The organism is Sphingomonas populi, assembly GCF_004208535.1.
Classification (GTDB): domain Bacteria; phylum Pseudomonadota; class Alphaproteobacteria; order Sphingomonadales; family Sphingomonadaceae; genus Sphingomonas; species Sphingomonas populi.
Genome location: NZ_SGIS01000155.1, coordinates 1 through 1,187, shown reverse-complemented (window position 1 = coordinate 1,187; position 1,187 = coordinate 1). Strand labels below are relative to the sequence as shown.

Annotated in this window: 4 protein-coding genes; all 4 read right to left on the bottom strand. The window is 66.0% G+C overall.

The window, feature by feature from the left end; genetic code table 11:
- On the bottom strand, positions 1–209 hold a 209-nt coding region (locus EWE75_RS24675; RefSeq protein WP_130160643.1), incomplete at its 3' end, for a hypothetical protein.
- Positions 203–487 carry a VirB3 family type IV secretion system protein gene (locus tag EWE75_RS24670; RefSeq protein ID WP_130160642.1) on the bottom strand — a complete coding sequence of 95 codons (285 nt, stop codon included), beginning with the start codon at positions 485–487 and terminating at the stop codon, positions 203–205. The genes EWE75_RS24670 and EWE75_RS24675, both read right to left, overlap by 7 nt.
- Entirely contained in the window at positions 484–819 is a 336-nt protein-coding gene (locus EWE75_RS24665; protein WP_130160644.1) for a TrbC/VirB2 family type IV secretion system protein, read from the bottom strand. The genes EWE75_RS24670 and EWE75_RS24665 overlap by 4 nt, the downstream gene beginning before the upstream one ends.
- A gap of 2 nt (positions 820–821) precedes the next feature.
- On the bottom strand, positions 822–1,187 hold a 366-nt coding region (locus EWE75_RS24660; protein ID WP_165388541.1), incomplete at its 5' end, for an ATPase, T2SS/T4P/T4SS family.

Here is a 1,187-nt window from a genome sequence, read left to right as displayed (position 1 = left end):
CCGAACCGCTTCAGCACATTGTTGGCCCGGGCGCAGGCTGAGATCAGCTCGGCCTCGGTCGCGGATTCGAGATCGGGACCGCGGAAGCGCAACGTCCGCTGGAAGCTGCCGTCCTTGTTGAGGATGATGCCGGGCGCGACCAGCGCTGCCCACGGGAGATGGTCCGCCAGCCGATCGGATCGGTGGCGATATTCGGCGAGGTTCAGCACGCGAGATAGCCTTTCTGGCGGAGGTGGCGGATCAGCACGGGCGCGAAGTCCGGGTCGTGCCGCGCGGCGAACACGGCGATGCTGTGTCCAGCGGCCCAAAGCACGAGGCCGGCCAACCATTGCTGGAGGCCAAGGCCGACCGCTGCGGCGATCGTCCCGTTGACGATCGCAATCCCGCGGGGCGCACCACCGAGCAGGATCGGCGACCCGAGGCTCCCGTGGATGGGAGCCTCGAAGCCTGCGAGATGCTGTCCGGTGCCGAGCGGGACCGGGATCATGCGATTAGCGCCCCGCCACCGAAGCTGAAGAAGCTCAGGAAGAAGCTCGACGCGGCGAACGCAATCGACAGTCCGAACACGATCTGGATGAGGCGTCGGAAGCCGCCGCTGCTTTCTCCGAACGCCAGCGTGAGACCGGTAGTGATGATCACGATGACGGCGACGATCTTCGCAACCGGACCCTGAACGGATTCCAAAACCTGCTGGAGCGGCTGTTCCCAGGGCATGCCCGACCCCGCCGCCTGCGCGACATTGGTCAGAGCGAGGCTCAGGCCGACGGCGGCGCCGATGAAAAGGCGAGAACCGTGTACGGGAATTTTGGCAAGCTGCATGGTCATTCTCCTTGGGGGTTGAGGGGGAAGAGGAAGTCAGCGAGCGCGTAGCTGCTGGTGTCGGGGTCGATCCCGGTGACGCGCGCGATCTGTGAGATGCGGCGCTGGAGGCCGCGCCCGGAGATGAAGACGATGATGTCGATAGCCTCGGCGATGAGCCGGCGCGGAACGGTGACCACCGCTTCCTGGACAAGGCCTTCGATCCGGTAGAGCGCGGATATCGCGCTGTTGGCATGGACAGTGGCGATGCCGCCGGGATGGCCGGTGTTCCAGGCCTTCAGCATGTCGAGTGCTTCGGGACCGCGCACCTCGCCGACGATGATGCGATCGGGACGCAGGCGCAGCGTCGAGCGGACGAGATCGGCCAT